The sequence below is a fragment of the Acidimicrobiales bacterium genome (genome assembly GCA_030747595.1).
GTDB lineage: Bacteria > Actinomycetota > Acidimicrobiia > Acidimicrobiales > MedAcidi-G1 > UBA9410.
Genome location: JASLKK010000004.1, coordinates 195,180 through 215,904 on the forward strand (window position 1 = coordinate 195,180; position 20,725 = coordinate 215,904).

The 20,725-nt window shown below is 63.5% G+C and carries 20 protein-coding genes and 4 tRNA genes; 9 read left to right on the plus strand and 15 right to left on the minus strand.

The window, feature by feature from the left end:
• A partial coding sequence (locus QF777_04840; GenBank protein ID MDP6910875.1) for a hypothetical protein occupies positions 1 to 1,204 on the plus strand: 1,204 nt, incomplete at its 5' end.
• A 31-nt stretch (positions 1,205 to 1,235) separates the two neighbouring features.
• Here QF777_04840 and QF777_04845 read toward each other — a convergent pair.
• From QF777_04845 to QF777_04860, 4 genes are all read right to left on the minus strand, one after another.
• Positions 1,236 to 1,811, minus strand: a complete 576-nt coding sequence (locus tag QF777_04845; GenBank protein ID MDP6910876.1) for a hypothetical protein — start codon at positions 1,809 to 1,811, stop codon at positions 1,236 to 1,238.
• Between the two features lie 52 nt (positions 1,812 to 1,863).
• Positions 1,864 to 2,466 carry a hypothetical protein gene (locus tag QF777_04850; GenBank protein ID MDP6910877.1) on the minus strand — a complete coding sequence of 201 codons (603 nt, stop codon included), beginning with the start codon at positions 2,464 to 2,466 and terminating at the stop codon, positions 1,864 to 1,866.
• A 100-nt stretch (positions 2,467 to 2,566) separates the two neighbouring features.
• Positions 2,567 to 2,908 (minus strand): DUF805 domain-containing protein, encoded by a 342-nt coding sequence (locus tag QF777_04855; protein MDP6910878.1) that lies wholly within the window; start codon positions 2,906 to 2,908, stop codon positions 2,567 to 2,569.
• Positions 2,909 to 3,349: 441 nt separating this feature from the next.
• On the minus strand, positions 3,350 to 3,838 hold the full coding sequence (locus tag QF777_04860) for a nitroreductase/quinone reductase family protein (GenBank protein MDP6910879.1): 489 nt from the start codon (positions 3,836 to 3,838) through the stop codon (positions 3,350 to 3,352).
• 321 nt (positions 3,839 to 4,159) lie between these two features.
• On the opposite strand from QF777_04860, the gene QF777_04865 reads away from it, so the two are divergent.
• Positions 4,160 to 4,966 carry a hypothetical protein gene (locus QF777_04865; protein ID MDP6910880.1) on the plus strand — a complete coding sequence of 269 codons (807 nt, stop codon included), beginning with the start codon at positions 4,160 to 4,162 and terminating at the stop codon, positions 4,964 to 4,966.
• Between the two features lie 114 nt (positions 4,967 to 5,080).
• Here the strand turns inward: QF777_04865 and QF777_04870 are convergent.
• Both QF777_04870 and QF777_04875 read right to left on the minus strand, forming a co-directional pair.
• Positions 5,081 to 5,153, minus strand: a tRNA-Lys gene (locus QF777_04870).
• Positions 5,154 to 5,212: 59 nt separating this feature from the next.
• Positions 5,213 to 5,289 (minus strand) — tRNA-His (locus QF777_04875).
• A 94-nt stretch (positions 5,290 to 5,383) separates the two neighbouring features.
• Between QF777_04875 and QF777_04880 the strand changes: the two genes are divergently transcribed.
• The 3 genes from QF777_04880 (at position 5,384) to QF777_04890 (ending at position 7,541) form a co-directional block, all read left to right on the plus strand.
• A complete protein-coding gene (locus QF777_04880) occupies positions 5,384 to 6,547 on the plus strand; it encodes an FAD-binding oxidoreductase (GenBank protein ID MDP6910881.1) in 1,164 nt (387 codons plus the stop codon).
• A 29-nt stretch (positions 6,548 to 6,576) separates the two neighbouring features.
• Positions 6,577 to 6,654, plus strand: a tRNA-Arg gene (locus tag QF777_04885).
• 38 nt (positions 6,655 to 6,692) lie between these two features.
• A complete protein-coding gene (locus QF777_04890) occupies positions 6,693 to 7,541 on the plus strand; it encodes a methyltransferase domain-containing protein (GenBank protein MDP6910882.1) in 849 nt (282 codons plus the stop codon).
• A 20-nt stretch (positions 7,542 to 7,561) separates the two neighbouring features.
• Here the strand turns inward: QF777_04890 and QF777_04895 are convergent, their stop codons facing one another.
• The 4 genes from QF777_04895 to QF777_04910 are packed head-to-tail and all read right to left on the minus strand — an operon-like array spanning position 7,562 to position 11,180.
• A complete protein-coding gene (locus tag QF777_04895; GenBank protein MDP6910883.1) occupies positions 7,562 to 8,341 on the minus strand; it encodes an alpha/beta fold hydrolase in 780 nt (259 codons plus the stop codon).
• A gap of 29 nt (positions 8,342 to 8,370) precedes the next feature.
• Positions 8,371 to 8,556 (minus strand): 2-hydroxymuconate tautomerase, encoded by a 186-nt coding sequence (locus QF777_04900; protein MDP6910884.1) that lies wholly within the window; start codon positions 8,554 to 8,556, stop codon positions 8,371 to 8,373.
• A 54-nt stretch (positions 8,557 to 8,610) separates the two neighbouring features.
• Positions 8,611 to 9,693, minus strand: a complete 1,083-nt coding sequence (locus QF777_04905; protein ID MDP6910885.1) for an LLM class flavin-dependent oxidoreductase — start codon at positions 9,691 to 9,693, stop codon at positions 8,611 to 8,613.
• Positions 9,694 to 9,719: 26 nt separating this feature from the next.
• On the minus strand, positions 9,720 to 11,180 hold the full coding sequence (locus QF777_04910) for an NAD(P)/FAD-dependent oxidoreductase (protein ID MDP6910886.1): 1,461 nt from the start codon (positions 11,178 to 11,180) through the stop codon (positions 9,720 to 9,722).
• Between the two features lie 85 nt (positions 11,181 to 11,265).
• On the opposite strand from QF777_04910, the gene QF777_04915 reads away from it, so the two are divergent.
• Positions 11,266 to 11,682, plus strand: a complete 417-nt coding sequence (locus QF777_04915) for a peptide chain release factor-like protein (GenBank protein MDP6910887.1) — start codon at positions 11,266 to 11,268, stop codon at positions 11,680 to 11,682.
• A gap of 16 nt (positions 11,683 to 11,698) precedes the next feature.
• Here QF777_04915 and QF777_04920 read toward each other — a convergent pair whose 3' ends face one another.
• The 3 genes from QF777_04920 to aceB form a co-directional block, all read right to left on the minus strand.
• Positions 11,699 to 12,976, minus strand: a complete 1,278-nt coding sequence (locus tag QF777_04920) for an N-acetylmuramoyl-L-alanine amidase (protein ID MDP6910888.1) — start codon at positions 12,974 to 12,976, stop codon at positions 11,699 to 11,701.
• 117 nt (positions 12,977 to 13,093) lie between these two features.
• On the minus strand, positions 13,094 to 14,380 hold the full coding sequence (gene aceA, locus QF777_04925) for an isocitrate lyase (protein MDP6910889.1): 1,287 nt from the start codon (positions 14,378 to 14,380) through the stop codon (positions 13,094 to 13,096).
• A gap of 117 nt (positions 14,381 to 14,497) precedes the next feature.
• On the minus strand, positions 14,498 to 16,084 hold the full coding sequence (gene aceB / locus QF777_04930) for a malate synthase A (protein ID MDP6910890.1): 1,587 nt from the start codon (positions 16,082 to 16,084) through the stop codon (positions 14,498 to 14,500).
• 231 nt (positions 16,085 to 16,315) lie between these two features.
• On the opposite strand from aceB, the gene QF777_04935 reads away from it, so the two are divergent.
• Positions 16,316 to 17,788, plus strand: coding sequence for a helix-turn-helix domain-containing protein (locus tag QF777_04935; protein ID MDP6910891.1), 1,473 nt, complete (start codon positions 16,316 to 16,318; stop codon positions 17,786 to 17,788).
• 1 nt (position 17,789) lies between these two features.
• On the opposite strand, the gene QF777_04940 is transcribed toward QF777_04935, so the two are convergent.
• Both QF777_04940 and QF777_04945 read right to left on the minus strand, forming a co-directional pair.
• Positions 17,790 to 18,638 carry a phosphodiesterase gene (locus tag QF777_04940; protein ID MDP6910892.1) on the minus strand — a complete coding sequence of 283 codons (849 nt, stop codon included), beginning with the start codon at positions 18,636 to 18,638 and terminating at the stop codon, positions 17,790 to 17,792.
• Between the two features lie 19 nt (positions 18,639 to 18,657).
• Positions 18,658 to 18,729 (minus strand) — tRNA-Gly (locus tag QF777_04945).
• A gap of 89 nt (positions 18,730 to 18,818) precedes the next feature.
• Here QF777_04945 and QF777_04950 point away from each other — a divergent pair.
• Both QF777_04950 and QF777_04955 read left to right on the plus strand, forming a co-directional pair.
• Positions 18,819 to 20,294: an aldehyde dehydrogenase family protein gene (locus QF777_04950; GenBank protein MDP6910893.1), complete on the plus strand. Its 1,476-nt coding sequence runs from the start codon at positions 18,819 to 18,821 to the stop codon at positions 20,292 to 20,294.
• An 11-nt stretch (positions 20,295 to 20,305) separates the two neighbouring features.
• A partial coding sequence (locus tag QF777_04955; protein MDP6910894.1) for an amino acid synthesis family protein occupies positions 20,306 to 20,725 on the plus strand: 420 nt, incomplete at its 3' end.

Sequence of the window (20,725 nt, forward strand, 5' to 3'; positions counted from 1 at the left end):
TGCGACGACTGTGGTTTCGACGACGACCGCTGCACCTGCGACGACCGTGGTTCCGACGACGACCGTTGGGTCGCTTGCGTGGCCAAACGATGTTGGTTCGAGCCGCTTTGGTGTACTCGGCCAGGAGTTCGACGTTCCCGGTGGATGGATCCGCCCGCATCCCGGCGAGTTCCTCTGGTCAGAAATCCAACCCACACCGGACCGGTGGGACTGGGGCCGGATCGACTGGCATGTCAAGACCTGGCAGGACCGTCGACTGGCGATTCTTGCCACTCTCTGGCCCTTCGCCCAATGGGATCAGGAGAACTGCCACGCAAACGACCCAGAGGTCCAGCCTGTACTGCGCAGATTGCCGACCAAGTTGTTCGCTCCCTGCGATGAAGCGAGGTTCGTTGGTTGGCTGACCGCAGTGGTTGAGCGTTACGACGGAGATGGTGTGGAGGACATGCCGGGCCTCGCATACCCGATACGCCACTGGGAGGTGGCCAACGAACCGTCGATGCAGGGAGGCCATGGACACTTCTTCCAAGGGACTTCTGCCGACTATCTGTCGATGCTTCGCCTTGCATTCGAAACGATCACAACTGCCGATCCTGAGGCCACGGTGCTGACGGGCGGCCAGGCAGGCATGCAGTCGTCCTTTACCGATTTCTGGACACCGGTCCTCGAGTCGGCTGCCGGGTTCTTCCACGTGGGCAACATCCACTCGATTGGCTCCGACCATTCCTTCTTTTCCGATGACTACCGGGCCTTTCTAGACGAGACGGGCCATGTAGGTTCCGAGTACTGGATTACCGAGGCCCTCGTCTCGACTTGGCCTGAGCCAGGACAGATGATCCCGACAGGTGATGAGCTTGGACAGAAAACCCTCACGGGTTTTGCCACGGCTTTCGCCGATGGGGCCTCCCGAATCTTCAATGTCGGTCCCCACGACCCGACCGGTGGACCAGGTTTGGAGTCGGATTATGCGTTCCTTCTCCTCGCCGAGACGGCCGGAGACTTCACGTCTGCGTCCTGGGCAGGAGAAAGCTTGGTCCGATTCGACATGCCGGACGGTAGGACTGTCTATGCGGCTTGGGATGGGGCCGGTCTTCCTAACACCGTTACTGGTGTGGTTGAAACTGTTGGTTACGACGGGTCGGCCGGTTCCGTCGATGCAGCCGGATTCTCCGCCACAGTCCCGACCTTGGTGACAGTTGGGTAACTGTTCCTCTGGAGCGTCTCAGGGGTCTCAACTACCGGAGAGAGAAGAAGGTCCGGTCCTCTTGGTCGTACGACGCATCTAGGAACATCACGAGGCTGTCGGCATCCGAGTCATCAATTACGAAACATATTTGACCGGTGACCTGACCCTCAGCGAGAACCAACTGGAGTTGCCACAGGAGATTGTCGGTGCAGTGGCCTCTGTAGTAGGGGTACAGGCGCCTCGATGCTCCAACAGCTCTCAAATTGCCGAGGGACTTCATAGCGAAACTCTCACCCTGGCCCATGTACGACATCTTGAGGTCAACGACGACAACGAGAGCGTCTACCGGTCCGACCGGCCGACCTGCATCAGCACGGCTAAGAACTTCGGCGGCCTTGAGGACCTTGAGCGACCACCCGCCACCAATCTTTACGTTTTGACCAACCGGGAACGGGTTCCGGGCTGATCCGTACGATGCGACAGTCGTAGTTGTTGCACGGGTTGTGACAGGAGGATGGGTCATGGTCGTCGGCGCCAGTGTCGTTGTCGCCGGAGGCTGTTCCGGTGGCTCCTTGGAACAGCCGAGCCCCATGGCCAGAAGTGTCAGCACTACCCAGACCCGCATGCCCTCACCGTAGGGGAGGGCATGATTTCGCCGCTTCTTTGCCAGCGACCTGCTACCTGTCGGCTGCTCTCCTTGCCAGCAGACTGGCCGTCACCAGGGCACCCAGCACCCCGCCGGCCGTCGACAACACCAGGTCACCGACCGTGTCGTCGTAGGTGAGCTGCAGGCCAGTGGTGCCCATCTCCTGGATGATCCACTCCAGGCCCTCCCAGGCGACGATGGCCAGTGCCCCGAAGCCGGATCCCATGAGCACGAGGTTCCAGCGGGCAAGCCCGACTGGAGCGACGAAGAGGACCAGCGCTGCCACCAAGAACGTCCAGTTCACGAAGTGGAGTACGTCATCGAACTGCTCCATGGTGTCGAACAGGTTCACGAGGTTGCCCAGTAGGTCCAGTACGAACGGCACGACCAGCAGGGCGTCGGCCAGATACGGGTACCGGCCACGGCGGCCCCGGAGCACCCAGATGGCAGGGACCACCAGGGCCGAGATGGGGTAGCCGACACATCGTTCAGGCCAGCCCTTGCCGGCCACACCGGGAATGCCGGGAAACAGCAGACCGGCCAGGAGGCTGACTACCAAAGCCCCCTTGACCGCCCACATCAGGTGGCGGCCACCTTCGGCGTCGGCGGCGGTGTACCGGTCGGGGTCTTCCATGTTCCCAGTCTGACCTACGAGGCCCGGATCTTCCTGACGACACGATCGCCGGTCAACCCGGCGACGACTTTCGTAGGTGGGACGCTATTTGCAGGGAAAGTTACTCGCCGGTCTCGGAAGTACTCGGCTGAACAAGCCAATACAGAAGCACCAGATTTCCGAGGGGCACGAGCCCAAGTAGGAACCATGTTCCTTTTCGACCCATGTCGTGTAGGCGACGTACACCCAATGTGATCAGCACCCAGACATAGGCAATGGCGTACACGACCTCCGGTCCGGCCTGATCGGTACTGAGGCCCAAAATGGCGGCGAAGATTCCCCCTAGCACCACGAACACAATCGGGTGGATGAGGAACGGCCACCAAAAAGCGGGTCGTGTGGTCCGGCCCTGCAAATCTCGGAAACGACGCCAGGACTCCAAGTAGTAATCAATAACTTTCATCGCCGGATAGTAGCCCCGACTGGCTTGCGGGGGTCACCCTGCCGGTCGCCAGCTCAGCCGGGATTCAGAGCGTTGCGGGGGAGTAAACGTCGGTAGACACCGCTTCCTCCTCGCCCAAGATGAGGTTCGTTGTTGCTGGTGCGCTCCTAGGGCGAGAGGCCAGTACCCCCCCCCGACTGAACGAGGGGCAGCCCCCTCTGACAGGGGGAACATGGCAACGAATGGAGCCACCACCCGGGCAACGATCTACCCCCCCGGAAGTCATCGCTGGATGAACGGGACGGCGACATCGATCGTGTGGATACGGCCACCCAGGCGGTCTTTCCCTTCGAGAACCAAAACTGGAAGGCCGTGCCCCTTCAAACGCGTTGCGGTCGACAGTCCAGCGATGCTGCCGCCAACGATGAGTACGGGGGCGTGAGTCTCACTCTTGATGCGTCCCTACTCGAGCTCGACCTGGACCATGACCAGCGTTGGAGCGACCTTGACGAGACTCGCTTCGATCGGCACCTTGTTCTGGTCGAGCTTGATGCCGGCGACCTTGGCGTCGCGGGGTAGAGCGCACAGGTAGCGGCTCACATGTTCGCGAAGTTCGTCAGTGTCGCCGTCCCAGAGGCGAGCCGTCCCGTTCACCGTCGTCCTTGCGATCTCGATGGAGACTGGCACGTCGCCTTCGCGGAAGTTCTTCCACCAGTTCGTGCTGTGGTCTGACAGGAACCACACGGTTTGGTCGTTCCTGACGTAGCTGAGTGGTGTGACAAACTCGCGGCCGCTTATGCGGCCGCGAAAGCGCAGTAGCGCTATGGTTTTGCTCCCCAGGCGGTGAAGCGGTGAGCGAAGAACGGCCTTAATGGCGGGGTTGAGAACTCGGTAGAGGCCGTGCTCGATGGTGGTGGCAACGCTCATTTCATGTTCTCCGATGGTCTGCATGTCTGGTGCTGGTCGTTACCCACGGCTGTCGCCCCAACCGGTGATGCGCCTGGCGAGTCCAAAGCCAGGGTTAAGAAGGCGCCCCAGAGCGATCATCTTGGGGACAACACACACGGGGTAGAAGTTATTGGTGGTGCGCCCCCTGGAGCGGGCTCCTATATACAGAACGGGCCTTTGGCCGCACGTCCCGGTACCGCTCATGCTCACTCCGCCAGGGTCGCTGGTCGGCCCGTAGTGTGATGGCCGGGGAGTTCAATGGCTACCTAGCCACGCCTGTCTGGAATGATGGGGAGATGGCACCAGGGGAAATGGTCGGGGGCGGTGATCGCCTTGTTTAACTTCTCATCCAGCTGGTTGAAACGTCTCGCTTTAGTTGTGGTGGTCCTGACGACCGCTACCGGCTGTCTCCGAATGGATATGGCTATCAGGGTTGAACCTGACGGCACCGGGACCGTGGAAATCGAGATGTTACTTTCGGAAACACTCACTGAATTAGCTGAGGCCTTCTCGGACGAAGACGCTGGCGACCTTTGCGCGGAGATGCTCAATGAGTCCGCTATGTCTGACATGCCAGCAGGTGCCGAGGCGCGTGAGCTTTCGAAGGACGGGTGGTGTGGCGCCGAGATTTCCTTCTCCTTTACAGATTTCGACCTTACAGAACTCTCTACGGCTGACGGGATGCCGATCCGCCTCTGGGTAGAGAACCAGACGGTTTTCTTCGATCTCGATGTTTCCGACCTAACCGCAGACTTCGACGAGGACATGTCGTTTGAAGAAATGGCAGCGATGGCCAAAGTGTTCGATTTGGCACTTGATGAGCCAAAGATGGTTTTTGAGGTCACGCTGCCTGGGGCACCTGTCGATCACAATGCCGACTCGACCCAAGGTTCTACTTTCAACTGGGAACTAGACCTATTCGGAGACGAGAGTCGAACTTCGTTCTACGCCTCAGCGGACATGTCCCGTTCCGACAACTCAGACAATGCATCGTCAAGCGGTCTGTTTCTTGTTGGTGGTCTAGTTGGCGGTCTAGGGCTTGCTGCCATTTTCGCCTTCGCCGTACGAATTCGGTCGGCTCGGAAGTCGGATGGCGACCAAGAGATTGATCAGAAGGGGCCGATTGGGTAGAGGCAAATAGGTTCAAGACCAGCGTCTATAGAAATCCACCCCTGGATGCCCGCGCTGCCCCGAACGGGCTTGTCCGATGGACCGGGAACCTGGGTCCCGTTCTGGCTGTTGGAGTGCGCCCCCTGGGACTCGAACCCAGAACCTGCGGATTAAGAGTCCGATGCTCTGCCAATTGAGCTAGAGGCGCTTGCGGCGCCCGATACTACCGGCGCCCGTTTGAGCGACCGACCAGAGGGTCGGACCACATGGGGTGACCGAGGGGATTCGAACCCCCGACATCCTGGACCACAACCAGGTGCTCTAACCAACTGAGCTACGGCCACCAAGTGGAAGCCATGTTACGGCCTGTGCACACGGTCGCCGCCTCGATTCCGTCTCCAGAAGGGTCGCTCCTGGAGGTCGTCGACCACCTCAGAGATGTGCGATCCTGCCTCAGTGGCAGGTAACGGAGCAACGAAGGTGGTGGTCATCGGCGGGGGCATCGCTGGCGTGAGCGTCGCCCACCACCTCCTCCAGGGTGACCCGGATCTCGACGTTGTCCTCCTTGAGATGGAGGCCATGCTCGCCCACCACACCACCGGTCGGTCCGCCGCCCTGCTGTTAGAGAATCTCGGGACGCCGTCGATGCGGATCCTGAGTTCGGCCAGCCTTGATCACCTCCGCCATACCCCGGACGACCTGGTTGATGCTCCACTGCTGGCCCATCGCCCAGTCCTGCACGTGGGTACCGTCGAGCAGGATGCATCCGTCGATCAGATGCTGGCCGAGGGAATCTCTTCGGCCACTACTCCGACCGTTGAGGTCGGTGTCGAAGAGGCCATGCGTTTGTTCCCACCGTTACGACGTGAGCGGGTGTATCGGGCCCTCGTCGAGCCGGACAGTGCCGACATCGATGTCGGGGCCCTCCACCAGTCGTTCGTCCGGGGATTTCGACGGACCGGTGGGCGGATCGCCACGTCGACTCGGGTGGATGCCGCTACCCCCGATGGGAAGGGCTGGCGTCTGGATACCACGGACGGGCCAATGGGCGCCGATGTGGTCGTGAACTGCGCCGGGGCGTGGGGCGACCAGGTGGCCGCAACTGCCGGAGTTTCTCCGGTCGGCCTACAACCGTTCCGCCGAACGGCGTTCATGGTCGACGGACCCGGTTTGGACACCGCCGGCTGGGCATTTGTCGGCGATATTGACCATCAGTGGTACTTGCGCGACGACGGTCCGCAGATGTTCTGCTCACTGGCCGAGGAGAATCCGTCCGAACCGTGTGACCCGAAGCCTGAGGAACTGGACGTGGCGCTGGCCATCGATCGAGTCAACGAGGCGACCACGCTGAACATCCGTTCGGTCAACTCAGCGTGGGTTGGCTTGCGGACATTCGCCCCCGACCGCTCCATGGTGATCGGCCCGGACCCCGATCACCCGACGTTTGTGTGGTGCGTGGGCCAAGGTGGCACCGGCATCCAGACTTCAGCTGGAGCCGGCCGCCTGACAGCGGACCTGGCTCTCGGCGGTGACCCATCAGCAGTCTTCGCTGACCTGGTCCTCGACGAGGTCAGACCCGAACGCTTCCGGGGCCGGCAGTAGCCTCAACGGCACCAGCCTCAACGGCACCAGCCCCCGTAGCTCAGCCCGGATAGAGCAGTGGCCTTCTAATCCACTTGTCGCAGGTTCAAATCCTGCCGGGGGCGCCACCATTTGCCGCACCCACTATCGGACCGGTACATCAGCGATGAACGATCCAGTCAGGGACAATCGAGATACCGCCATTAAGAGCATGGGGCTCTACCACCACGTCGACCGGGTGGTCAACGAACTCCGTGAACTCGGCAAGGCCGAAGGCGAGCCGCTCCAGGTCAACGACCTGACGGCATTCGATCAGCTCCACTACCACGGCACCGACGCGGTGGACGAGGCCATCCGGATGATGGGAATCGGTGCTGAGAGCTCCGTCCTGGAGATCGGTTCGGGCTTCGGTGGACCGGCCCGGCACCTTGCGGCGGCTTCGGGAGCCGCGGTGACCGCTCTCGAACTCCAGGAGGATCACCACCTGGTGGCCGTCAACCTCACGCAGCGGTGCGGCCTGGCTGACCGGGTCAGCCACGTGTGCGGCGACTTCCTGACCCATCCACTGGATGGTGCCCGATTTGACGCCATCGCGAGTTGGCTGGCGCTGTACCACATCCCTGGTCGAGGAGTTCTGCTCGATCGTTGTCGGACATTGCTGGCCGATAGTGGCTTCTTCTACGCCGAGGACCTCTACGAACGTCGGCCGTTCGACGGCGCCGAGCGGGCACGATTGTCATCCGAACTCTTCGCCAACGAACTCACCAGCAGCGACCGGTACCGCCGGGACCTTCTGGAAGCCGGCTTCGAGGTGGTGGTCATGGACGACATGACCGAGGACTGGGCCACCTTCACTCAAATCCGCCTGGCCGGGTACGTCGAGCAGCGGGAACGGCATCTCCGTGTACACGGAGACGCGGTGTTCGAAACTATGTGTGGCTTTTACGAGACGATGGTGCGGCTATTTGCCGGCGGAAAACTCGGCGGCATCCGAGTGGTGGCCCGCCGTAGTTGACTCCGGTCACTACAACGAGCTCAGGCGTCGCGGTGGCGTAGAAGAAAGTTCCTCACGGGGCCGAGCACCCGGTCGGGCGCCTCGATCAGGATCGAGTGCTTCAGGTCGTCGAGGATCACCAGTTCGGCGTCCGGCAGCTCGTCGGCGATGAACCGGTTCAGGCGAGGGTTGCAGCCGCCGTCGAACTCGCCGGTCATGACCAGACACGGACACGTCACCTCGTGCAGCCACGGTGCCATCTCGGCCCCGGCGTAGACATCGAACACGCTGAGGAAGACATCCTCTGGGGTACCTAGCACCTGTTGGATCCGGTGTTCGATGGCATCGGGTCTCGCCGCGATGAACTCATCGGAATACCAGCGGTCCAGCAACGTTCCCAGGACGGGTTCGACGCCCTCGGCTCGCATTTTGGCCACCACGCCCTCGACTTTGGCGCTGTCGTCCTTGGTGCGACCAGCGGCCGTCGATAGCAGGACCACGCTGGCCGTATGGCCCGGATGGGCTAGCGCGTAGGCCGGGCCGACCTGCCCGCCGAGGGAATGGCCAATCACGTGGATCCGGTCGTGGCCCAACCGCTGACGCAACGCTTCGAGATCATCGACCAGATCGTCGAGGGTGTACGGCACCGGTGGGATCGGGCTCTCACCGTGGCCCCGCAAGTCATATCGCACGCAGGTGAAGTGCTCTTCGAGCTCGGGGAGCAGGCCATCCCACGTTTCTCGACGGCTGCCGATCCCGTGGACCATGTAGAGCGGCGGCCCGTTACCCGAGACGGTGTAGGAGACCTCGATGGCGCCCATGGTGTAGCTCTCCTTGCCGGTTGGCCGACTTACTTGTCAGACATCAGCTCGCCGCCGACGCCCCAGTTCTCGCGCTCCACCTCGGTGATGACAACGTGGAGCTTCTCGCCAGCTCCGCCGCACGCCCGGACGAAACCGTCAGTGAGCTCGCGGGCCAAGTCACGTTTCTGGTCGATGGTGCGACCGGGGAACATTTCGACTCGGATGATGGGCATGGGCTTCCTCCTGAAGGGGGCGTGATCTGGTGGCTGGATCTGACAGATTCTGCCTCAGGCAGCAGCGGCGATCCGTTGCAGGTGGGGGAGGACGTCGCTGGCGAAGCGTTCCATGGCCTCGAGGTGCTCGCCCTGGCGTTGGCCGAGGTTGGAACTCAGGATCAATTCGTCGATGCCCGCCGCGGCGTACAGGGCCAGTCGGTCGATCATCTCGTCGGTTTGGCAGATGACCAGGTTCTCCTCGAGCTCCTCGATGCTCTGGTCGCGGGGAAGCTGTGCCACGTCACCGTGATTAACGATGCCCGGCCCGGTGAACACGTTGTCGAACCGGCCGTAGTAGTCGTGGGCCATCTGGACCATCCGTCGGGTCTCAGCCTCGGACCCGGTGCAGTACACGACCCTTGACATCATGATCCGGAGGTGGCGTCCAGCGTCGCCCATCTCTGCCTTGGCCTCCTTGTGGGCGGCGATCTGGGCCTCGAACAACTCGGGCCGGCCTGCCAGTGGGGTGGTCTGGATGTCGAACCCTCGTTTCGTGCAGGCGGCGATCCCTGTTGGATTCATCACCGCCACCATCAGCTTCGGCATGGGTTGAGTCATGGGACGGGGCATCACGGTCATCGGTTCGAACCGGTAGTACTCGCCGTCCCATGAGACCTCCTCCTCGGTGAGTAGGGCGATGAGGACATCGAGGCTTTCGTCGAACTTGGCCTTGGATTCGACGATTGGGGTACCGAGGCGGGCCATCTCGTAGGCGAAGGCACCACGACCTACGCCGAGTACCAGTCGGCCGTCGGTGAGGATGTCGGCCTGGACGACTTCGCCGGCGAATATTCGCATGTCGTGTAGCGGGAGGACGGCTACCGAGGTGACCAGTTCGAGGTGTTCGGTTTCGCATGCAAGCTTGACCGCCATCTGCAACGGCGCCGGCATGAGTAGCACGTTGATGAGGTGGTGCTCGGGCAGCGTGACTCCCCGGTAGCCGAGGCGCTCGGCAGTTACGGCCTGCTCAACCATGTCGTTGAACAGACGCTTACCCCCGTAGGAGGTATCCGGGTAGTAGCTGGAGAGAAAGTGGTTGGCTTCCACAGCGGAGAGTCTGACGCCGGGCAGCCCCATTGCCAATCGCACGCTCATCCCGAAGGTCGATCGTTCCCCGTGGTTCAGTCGGTCAGGACGTAGGAATCCATGTCGGGGGCAGCCATCTGAGCCCGGAACTCACGGAACGACCACGGCCAGGCCATGGGCACCCCCCGGTCGTCCAGGTACCAGCTGTTGCACCCGGTGGCCCACACCGTCTTTCCGGCTGCCGCCGTCCGGGCCGCCTCGTGGGCCTCGGTGGCGTCAGTTGACGGTGAGATCAGGCGGCATGTGCCGTCGGCAATCCGGTCGACGAGTTGGAGTGCGTAATCCATCTGCAGTTCAGCCACCTCGATGAGTGAGAAATTTCCGACGGGACCGTTGGGACCATTCAACATGAACAGGTTTGGCAGTCCCGGCACGCCGATTGAAAGGTAGGCCGTGGGCCGTTCGGCCCATGCTTCAGATAGGCGGTCGCCGATGGGTCCCACCACCTCCATGGGTCGCATGAAGCGGTCCACTCGAAAGCCGGTGGCCAGCACCAGCACGTCTAGTTCGTGGAGCACGCCGTCAGTGGTGCGAATGCCTCCCGCCTCGATCTGGTCGATGTTGGCGTCAACGAGACGGACGTGGGGTCGCTGGATGGCTTCGTAGAAGTCTCCAGAGATGACGAGTCGCTTGCAGGCCGCCCGATGGTCCGGGGTCAGCCGGGTCCGCAGGTCGACATCGACCACCGTGTCGAGGTGGTCACGGCAGAGTTCGGCGATATGGGCGAGAACCGGGGAGTCGGCGTCAACCACAGCGTTGGCGAACCCGTCAGCGAATAGTTCGGAGATCTCGTCGTGGAGTTGGCGCTGTGAGTCAGGGTCGGCCCGGAAACCTGCCTTCTCCTCCTCGGTGTAGGCCGGATTGTCCTGCGGGAGCACCCATTGGGCCGTCCTCTGGAAGAGCGCCAGTTCACCCACCCCGTCGACCACCGCGCCGACCGTCTGGACCGCTGAAGACCCGGTGCCGATGATGCCAACCTTCCGGCCGTCCAGCAGAACCGATGCATCCCATCGGGCGGTGTGGACCACGTCGCCGGCGAAGTCGTCCAGGCCTTCGAGGCCGGGAACGAATGGATGGTGGAGTACGCCGGTTGCCGCGATGACCACGTCGGCCACGTCGGTTCGCCCTGAGGCGGTTCGGAGGTGCCAGCGGTCGCCGTCGTGCTCCGCGTGGACAACCTCCTGGCCGTAGGTGATGGACCGTTCGACGTCAAAGCGTCTGGCCACGTCCTCTAGATAGGACTGGATCTCGGCCCCTGGTGAGAAGCGGTGTGTCCACTCAGGGTTGGGGGCGAACGAGTAGCTGTAAAGGATGGACGGCACGTCGCACGCCACGCCGGGGTAGTTGTTCTCCCTCCAAGTGCCGCCGAGACGGTCGGCCTTTTCGTAGACGGCAATGTCGTTGAAGCCTCGATCCCGCAGACGGATGACCGCCAGTATCCCAGCCATCCCGGCGCCGATGACCACGAAACGCAGTGGTCGTCGGCCGTTGGTCATCGCCGGAGTCCAGCAGGGTCGGACGGGCAAGGGCCAGTCGGCAGGATCCGCCAGCCGATGGCACTCCGGGCCGTAGCGTCGGAACGTGGGCGATGGAGACCGAACGCTGTGGGGGGGTCCGGGTTGTCGGGTGTCTGCCGAGGAGGTGCGTTGGCGTTTCGGACCATCAGGCGGCCCCGGCGGACAACACGCCAACCGGGCCAACACCCGTGTGGAGGCCGAGCTGGACCTGACGTTGGCCCGGGGGATCGACGACCAGACCCGTGCCCGCCTTGTGCGTCAACTGGGGGCCACGGTGCGGGTGTTAGTCGACCGGCATCGCTCTCAGGTTCGGAACCGTGAGCGGGCACTCGACGAAATCGAGCGGCGCCTGCAGGAGGCGCTGGTGGAACAGGCAGTGCGCCGACCGACTCGACCGCGGCGCGGTGCGGTGGAGCGGCGCCTAGAAGCCAAACGTCAGCGTGGCGCCCGCAAGGCCGAACGCCGCGGCGACTGGTCTTGATCAGTCTGGGCCGGATTTAGGCGGGGTCCTGGGTCGAAGGGAGATTGGCCAGGAAGACCATGAGGGAAGTGGCCAGCTTCTGAACCTCGGTGCGGGTTAGCCCGTAGGCCTCGGCCATGCGCACCAGGACGACTTGCTCGGCTTGGTCCCATGTGACCGATTCGGTGACCGGACCGTAGGCATCAGGCCGGTCTTCCTCGGCCAACGGAACGATTGTCGCCGCCCCGGGCAGATCGCCTAGGAACTTCAACGTGTATACCCCGAAGCGAATTAACCAGTCGACTGGTCGGCCCATGGAGCGGGCGGTGGCCAGGAGGTCAGCGTGCTCGGCAGCGGTGAACCCTGTGGTGATCTCGACCGGCTCGGTGTAGGTGATGTCCTCACAACCCCGCGCCGTGCCGGTTCCCGTGGTGTGTGGATCGTAGAACTCAGCCTTGAAACCCGAGCCGGGGTCCTCGGTGGTCAGGAACCGGTCGATAGCCGTGGCTATGGCCTTCCCCTCAGCTTGTTGGATCTCCGGCAGTGCCAGCAATTGGGCTTCCGGCGGGTTGGACAGGTAGAGGCCTTCGACGATGGCTGACGGAATGCCGCGGGTCATCCTCAGCACCCCGTAGGTGTCGGTGCGCGGCTCGCGTAGACGGGCCGATACGCCTTGGTGGTAGGTGCTGACCCACGGCACCCAGTAGCCGGTGAAGACGGCCTGGACTTCCTCGAATAGCAGGCCCGCCAGGCGTTGCGACTCCGGGACGTCGATCTGGTGGAACACCTCTGTCCCGGGCATCTCGGATCGTTTGACCGCACCTCCATTGTGGTGAATGGAGACAAACGCCCGGGGGTCGAGCGCTCGGGCGATGGCCGTCCGTTGACGGATGGGCATATGGAGGTCTCGTCGCCGCGTCAGGGCCACCGTGTGGCCCATCTCCTCGAGGGCCAGCTTCGTGTGGAACGCCACTATGAGGTTCAGGTCACGCTCGACCAGGCCGTTGGCTCCCACCGAACCGGACTCTGGGCCGCCGTGACCGGCATCAAGCACCACGTCTATCGGTGATGCTGCGTCAACGGGAACACCGTCCTCGTAGACAACCTCACGGCCACACGTGCTACTCACCACCGTCGAGCCAGCGAACTGGCCCACTACGGGTAGCAGCATGTCGTCGGGGCCCTTCACGATCCTCGCCTCAGTTGAGCCGCCGCTCCCATTTCCGACGGCACCCGCTGGCACCGCACCTGCCAGGAGAGCCACGGCGGTGATGGCCACCAGAACGGTGACGCTGAGAGGGGGCTGACCGGGCATGGTGTGACGCTAGGGGGTCGGGCTCCGGACGCGGTACGACCCCGACCAGAGCCGGGGCCGTACCGCGCGTCGGTGGCTACGCCCGCGAGGGGCGCTGCCAGATGCCCAGTAAAGGTCCTAGAACTGCTCTTCCTCGGTGGAACCCTCGAGGGCCAGTGTCGACGCGGTGCCACCGGAGATCACGGTGGCCACATCGTCGAAGTAGCCGGCACCGACTTCTCGCTGGTGGCGAGTGGCCGTGTAGCCGTCGTCCTCCATGCCGAATTCGGCCTGCTGTAGGGCGACATAGGCGGTCATGTCCGACTCCGTGTAGCCCTTGGCCAGCTCGAACGCCGAGGCGTTCAGGGCGTGCCAGCCAGCCAAGGTGATGAACTGGAACTTATAGCCCATCTTTCCGAGCTCGCTCTGGAACTTGGCGATCGTGTCGTCGTCCAGTGCTGACTTCCAGTTGAAGGAAGGCGAGCAGTTGTAGGCCAGCATCTTCCCGGGGAACTCGGCATGCACGGCATCGGCGAACTCCTTGGCCTGGTCAAGATCCGGTGTACCGGTCTCACACCAGATGAGGTCGCTGTACGGGGCATAGGCCAACGCACGGGAAATCGGCGTGGCCATCCCCGGCTCGGTGCCAAAGAATCCCTCGGCGGTCCGTTCACCGTTCAGGAACGGCTTGTCGCGATCGTCGACGTCGCTGGTGATGAGGTTGGCAGCCAGGGCGTCGGTCCGGGCGATGAGGACGGAAGGAACGCCGAGCACGTCGGCCGCCAGTCGCGCCGCGGTCAGGGTTCGCACGTGTTGCTGGGTCGGGATCAGCACCTTCCCACCCATGTGGCCACACTTCTTCTCAGAGGCCAACTGGTCCTCGAAGTGCACGCCTGCCGCTCCGGCTCGAAGCATCCGCTTCATGAGCTCGTAGACGTTCAGGGCGCCACCGAAGCCGGCTTCGGCATCGGCCACGATTGGAACCATCCAGTCCCGCAGCATCTCGCCCTTGTTTTCGGACCATTCGATCTGGTCGGCGCGACGCAGGGCGTTGTTGAGGCGCTCGACGACGGCTGGTACCGAGTTGGCCGGGTAGAGGCTCTGGTCCGGGTACACCTGACCAGCCAGGTTGGCGTCACCGGCGACCTGCCAGCCCGACAGGTACAACGCCGGAAGGCCACCCTTGACGTACTGGATGGCCTGACCACCGGTCATGGCCCCCAGTGCATGCACGTAGTCCGTGTTGTGCATCTTCTCCCACAGCACCTCGGCGCCGTGACGGGCAATCGAGCACTCAGGAAGGAACGATCCACGCAGACGGACGACATCGGCCGCCGTGTAGTCGCGGACGGTGTCCTTCCAGCGCGGGTTCTCGTTCCAGTCCCTCTCCAGGGCTGCGACCTGGTCGTCGAAGGTGTTTCGCATCTCTAACTCGCTTTCATGGAGGACCCTCGGCGGGCGCCGGGATCCGATCGGGATTTGGGTAAGGGGCTGTCGGGAGGCGCCTGTCTGTAAGGGGCCGGCCGGTAAGGGAGCGGTATGTCAGTCGAGGAGCTCGTAGGCGGGCAGGGTGAGGAACTCGATGAACTCAGAGGACAAGGCGACCTCCTCGAAGACAGCCCGGGCCTCGTCGAACGGCAACGCGTCGAATGTTTCGCTACCGAGGTCCTCGGCGATGACTGCCATCTGGGCGTCGATCGTGGAGCGGACCAGCGCGGTGGTCACCGTGGTTCCATCTTCAAGGGCTCGGCTATGGCGGATCCACTGCCAGATCTGGGCCCGACTGATCTCGGCGGTGGCCGCATCTTCCATGAGGTTGTGGATGGCCGCTGCACCACTACCGGATAGCCAGGAGGCTAGGTAGCGGAGGCCGACGTATACGTTGGTCTCGAGGCCGGCCCGGGTGATCTGGCCACCGGTCTCGTCGACGGAGAGCAGGTCATCGCCGGTGACCCGGACGTCGGGGCGCTGGCGATCAACCTGGTTGAGGCCTTGGCCCAGAATTGCGTTGAACTCGATCTCGGCCACCGTGACCAGGTCGGGATGGGCCACCCACGTGCCGTCGCAACCGTCGTTTGCCTCGCGCCGCTTATCTTCCTTCACCTTGGTGAGAGCCTGGGCGGTGACCTCGGGGTCACGACGGTTAGGGATGAAGGCCGCCATCCCGCCTATGGCGTGGGCGCTCCGCTTGTGGCAGGTGGCCACCATGAGTTCTGTGTAGGCACGCATAAACGGCGTCGTCATGGTGACATCAGCCCGGTCGGGTAGGACGAAAGCCGGATCTGCGTTGAACTTCTTGGCCACCGAGAAGATGTAGTCCCAACGGCCGGCGTTGAGACCCGCCGAGTGTTCACGTAACTCATAGAGAATCTCGTCCATCTCGAAGGCAGCGGTAATCGTCTCGATGAGCACGGTGGCCTTGATCGAACCGCGGGGCACGCCAAGGGCGTCCTGGGCATGGCAGAACACGTCATTCCAGAGCCGGGCCTCGTGGTGGTTCTCAAGCTTCGGGAGGTAGAAGTACGGCGCTGTTCCGCGGTCGAGGGCCTCACGGACGTTGTGGAAGAAGATGAGGCCGAAGTCGACAAGGCTGGCGGCCGCCGGGCGACCGTCGACCTGAACGTGACGCTCGGGAAGATGCCAACCGCGGGGCCGGATGACCAGCGTGGCGATCTCGTCGTTGATGGCGTAACTCTTGCCGTCGCGACGGAGCGTGAGATCACGGCGGATGGCGTCACGAATGTTGACCTGGCCGTTGAGCATGTTGTCCCAAGTTGGGGAACTCGAATCCTCGAAGTCGGCCATGAACACCCGCGCTCCGGAGTTCAGGGCATTAATCATCATCTTGCGCTCAGGCGGACCGGTGATCTCGACGCGACGATCGAGTAGGTCCTTGGGAGGCGGGGACACCGTCCACGTACCCGACCGGATCTCGGCAGTCTCGGGCAGAAAGTCGGGTCGCAGACCGGTGTCGAACTTCTCCTGGCGGATACGCCGACTCCGAAGCAGCTCGATGCGACGGTCTCGGAAGGTGCGCACGAGGTCGGCCACGAAGGCGGTGGCTTCGGGCGTGAAGATCTCGTCGCGGAGTTCATGTTCGCTGATCTCGATGCCGTCCAGGTTGGTCATGAAAACTCCCTTCCGGGTCATGTTCGCCGCTCGCTCATGTTCTTCTGCCGGTGCGTCTCGCTTCATGAGTATTGAGGATCTTCGGTCCCGGATTGGGGACGGCACCGCGGGAAGATCTTCTAGCCTGTCGCTCAGGCCGAAAAAGTGGAAGAGTTCGGCTAGTTCGGTTCCTGATGCCGGACACATCGGACAGGATGTCTGCCCGGAATCCGAACAGAGGGGAGACCAGTCGTGGGAACACCGGCCTTTGATCCGGTAGTGCTCGGTCACCGACTCCGCTACCTCCGCAGGCAGGCCGGCCTCACATTGGCCGTCCTCGGCGAGCGCATCGGGCGCCCAGCCTCGTACCTCTCCCAGGTCGAAAACGGCCGTATCGAACCCAAGCTGGGTGTCCTCGGCGAGCTGGCTGACGCCCTCGGATGCACCACGGTGGACCTACTGGACCCGACACCTCCAAGCCATCGTGCCGCACTCGAGATAGAGCTGGACCGCCACCAAGGAGGGCAGTGGCGGACCACGCTTGAGCTTCCCGAGGTCCGGGCCGGAGCCCGCCTCGATGACGACGTATTGGAGACCCTCGTCGGGCTGTACCGGGCGCTACCTGACGTCGAGGTCAGTCGTTCCGGCCTGGCGAACCTCGAAGCCGGCGATCGGGCCCGAATGGCCAACATTGCGCTGCGAACCGAGATGCGGGCCCGCGACAACTACTTCGCCGAGATCGAACAACGGGCCGCCGAGGACCTTGCTGCCGCTGGCTACGGAGGAGAAGGACCACCCACCGAGAAGGACATGGTCGATCTGGCGGCTCACCACGGCTTCATTGTCGAACGGGTCAAGGGGATGCCCCGAACCGCCCGTTCAGTCACCGACACCCGTCGCCGGGTCATCTACATCCCGCAACGCGATGACCTCAGCGTTCGGGCCGCCCGATCGGTGGTCCTCCAGACATTGGGCCATTTCGCGCTTGAACACGCCGAAACCACCGACTTCGAGGGGTACCTACGGCAGCGGATCGAGTCGAACTATTACGCGGCCGCCACGCTCATCCCCGAACAGGCGGCCGTGGCTTTCCTATCCGGAGCAAAGGACGGCCACGACCTCTCCATCGAGGACCTCAAGGAGCGTTATTACGTCTCCTATGAGATGGCGGCCCACCGGTTCACCAACCTGGCTACCCGACATCTGGGCCTGTCGGTGCACTTCATCCGAACCGATCCCGAGGGAACGATCACCAAGGCCTACGAGAACGACGGGTTGCGTTTTCCCGCAGATCCCGACGGTGGCCTGGAAGGGGCCCGCCTGGGCCGACAGTGGGGAGCCCGCCAGGCGTGGGACGGTTCAGACCTCCTGCACTACCAGCACACGGCCATCGACTCCGGCGAATACTGGTGCGTGACCTACGTGGAGAACGCCACCGAACGAACCCCGTACGCGGTGACCCTCGGGTGCCGGGCGACCGAAGCCGGTTTCTTCCGGGGAGGTGACACGCTGCGGCGGATCAACGCGACCGGCGAGGACGACCAGGCCGAACCCGGTCTGCTGCGGCGTTGGGATGGCGTGGCCTGGCCATCGGCCTCGGAACGCAGTTTCGTGTTGACGGCCCTACCTTCCTCATCCAGGGAATTCTCGCCGTTCCCGGGCATCGACCTGCTCGACGTCTACCGGTTCCTCGATCGCCAGGGCGGCACCGCTACAACTTCCTGAACTACTTGGTGAACGGTTCGCCGGCCTCGTGTCGACGACGGACCTCCGCCGCGTGCCGCCCGAGGTCGACGGTCCGGACCACGGTGGGATCGCGGACCGTTCCCGTGTGGGTGACGAAGCGTTCACCGTCCCACCGGTGGAGTTGGAAAGCCGGCGGTTCGTCAATGGCCGCTGCCCGGTCAGGATGCAGGTCGAGGTTGATCTGGTTTCCGGTGGACGGGCAGGTCGAGACAAGGGTCGACCCGATGTTCGTCTGGATAGGACGGTGGAGGTGCCCAGTCACCAGGAGGCGAACGTGCGGGTGACGCTCGATGGTGGCACGGAGGCGATCGGCATTGGAGACGCCGGCCTGGTCCATGAACACCAGTCCCGTATCGAACGGCGGGAAGTGGGTGAACACGAGGGTGGGTCGATCGTCGGCCGACAGCGCCTCCTCAAGCCAGGCCTCCCGGTCGGCGTCGAACAGGCCGTCGTGGCGACCGGGCAAGCTCGTGTCCAACCCGACGAGCCGTACCGGGTGCCGGTCGACCACGTAACTGCAGTGGTCGACAGCCGTGTCAGCGGGAAGCAGGTCGGCGAAGGCCAGACGGAAGAAAGGCCCCTCGTCGTGATTGCCGGGGAGCGGGACGATCCGTTCGGCGATGGGAGCCAACACATCACGGAGGATGGCGTACTGGGCTGGCGTACCGTCATCGGTCAGGTCACCGGTGGCCAGGATCACATCGGGTGCAGGTTCGAGGGCCAACAGGTGTTCGACCACCAGGCCGAGTGTCTCGGTAGTGTCGACGAGCCGGCCAAACCAACCCTCGTGGTCCCGAATGTGGCAGTCCGATATCTGGGCAATCAGCACGACACGAGGCTACGGGACGAGCGGGTGGAGGGAATCGAACCCTCATCTTCAGTTTGGAAAACTGAGGTTCTAACCGTTGAACTACACCCGCGGACCGCCGTCGCGGACCCGGTGAACCTATCGGCCTGCGCTCCGGCCCGTCCGTCCTTAGGTCCGGACGGGGTATGTACGCTTCCGGCCATGACCAGCAGCGACGCTTCTCCCAACGTGGTTCCGAACGGCGCTCACCTGATCGGCGGCGACTGGAGCACACATGCTCCAGGCGGCACAGCGGTTAGCGACAACCCCGCACGGCCCGACCAACCGGTGGGTGAATACCCCCTCGGCGATGTCTCGACGGCGGCCGATGCCGTCACCTCGGCGGTCGATGCCCAGGCAGCGTGGACAGCCCTCGGCTTCGGTGCCCGGGCGAGGATCCTGGAACGCGTTGCCGTGCTGTTCGACGAGCGGGCCGACGACCTGGCGTTGGTGGCAACCCTTGAAGAGGGAAAGACCCTCCCGGAGGCCCGTGGCGAGGCGGTCCTGTCCGCTGAGACATGCCGCTATCAGGCTGGGCTGGCCAAGACGTCGACTGAGCGAATCTTTCCCAGCGGCACCCGAGGGGAGACCATCCGCACCGTGAGGTCCCCGCTGGGGGTGGTCGGCGTCATCACCCCCTGGAACTTCCCCATCCTGATTCCCGTCTGGAAGATCGCTCCGGCACTGGTGACCGGCAACCCGGTGGTATGGAAGCCGGCCAGCAACACGCCACTCACCGCCGTGGCCGTCGCCGCGGTGTTCCACGATGCCGGGGTGCCGCCCGGCGTCTTGAATCTGGTGCTCGGTCCGGGCTCCATGGGAGGGGCGTTGGTGGCCGACGAACGCGTCGACGGCGTTACCTTCACCGGTTCGGTGGGCGTCGGCCACGGTATCCGTGACGTGGTGACCGCCCGCAACGGTCGGGTCCAACTTGAACTGGGTGGCCACAACCCGTGCATCGTGTTCCCCGACGCGGATCTCGACATGGCGGTCGCCGCCGTAGTCGGGGGCGCCATGGGGGCCACTGGACAGAAGTGCACCGCTACCCGGCGGATCATCGCAGTCGGCAACATCCATGATGAGTTGGTCGACAGGATGGCCGCCGCAGTGAGTTCCCTGAGGGTTGGTGACGGCCAGGATGCAGCGACGGCCATCGGCCCGCTGGTGTCGATGACGGCCCGGGGAGAGGTCAGCGAGGCGATCGAACAGGCAAAGGCCGAAGGCGCCGAGACGGTCGCGGTGACCGAAGGCGTGCCCGACGGTCCGTGCTTTCAGGCGCCAACCCTGTTCGCAGGCGGAACCAACCTGACCATCACCAGCGAGGAGGTGTTCGGCCCAGTCAGCACGGTGCTGCGGGTCGACGACGAGGACGAGGCGTTCGCCCTAGCAAACGACACCGAGTTCGGCTTGTCGGCGTCGGTGTTTACCAACGACCTTTGGAAGATGGACCGGGCCATCAACGAGATACGGGCGGGCATCGTGAAGATCAACGGGCCGACCACCGGTTCGGAGATCCACGCCCCATTTGGCGGTGACAAGAACTCCTCGGGCCACGCGGCGCGTGAACAGGGCGATACCGCCCATGAGTTCTTCACCCGTACCCGCACGGCGTACATCAAGCCCGGGAGTCCCCGTTGACCTCCGAGCCGATGACCCTGGAAATGCGCAAGCTCGTCACCCAGACGGAGGAAGTCCACGTCGAGGGTGGGCGACCGGCAAACCCGCCATTGGTCATGCACGGCGTGGCCGCGGTGATCGCCAACCCGTGGGCCGGTCAGGGCTTTGTCGAAGACCTCCGGCCGGCGATCATGGACCTGGCCCCGGTTCTCGGTTCGATCCTCGTGCCTCGACTGGTCGAAATGTGCGGCGGTGGCGACACCGTGGAGGCCTACGGAAAGGCAGCCATGGTCGGTACGTCCGGCGAGGTCGAGCACGCTTCGGCGTTCATCCACACCCTACGATTCGGCAACGTGTTCCGGGATGCCGTGGGGGGCACGGCGTATCTGTCCTTCACCAACACCCGGGGCGGCCCCGGCGCCACCTTGTCCATCCCGATGATGCACAAGGTC